The organism is Dorea sp. 210702-DFI.3.125, from assembly GCF_020560945.1.
Classification (GTDB): Bacteria; Bacillota; Clostridia; order Lachnospirales; family Lachnospiraceae; genus Dorea; species Dorea formicigenerans.
Genome location: NZ_JAJCNF010000100.1, coordinates 1 through 362, shown reverse-complemented (window position 1 = coordinate 362; position 362 = coordinate 1). Strand labels below are relative to the sequence as shown.

Annotated in this window: 1 protein-coding gene; it reads left to right on the top strand. The window is 48.9% G+C overall.

The genetic code is table 11. The features are described from left to right. The coding region (locus LI164_RS15730) for a recombinase family protein (protein ID WP_173904981.1) at positions 1-362 on the top strand (362 nt) is incomplete at both ends.

Here is a 362-nt window from a genome sequence, read left to right as displayed (position 1 = left end):
GACGGGAAAATCAACTGCGTTGTCACAAAGGACTTATCCCGTCTGGGAAGAAACTATATCCTGACCGGTCAGTACACGGAAATCTATTTCCCCAGCAAGGGAGTACGCTACATTGCCATCAATGACAATGTGGACACCATCAACGGAGAAAGCGAGCTTGCCCCATTCTTAAACATCCTGAATGAAATGCACGCCCGACAGACCAGCAAAAAGGTCAAGGCTGCCATGCGCACAAGATTTGCCAATGGCGCACACTATGGAGCCTATGCACCGCTGGGGTATGTAAAAGACCCGGACAAAAAAGGTCATCTTCTGATCGACCCGGAAACACGCTGGATTGTAGAGAAGATTTTTGACCTTGC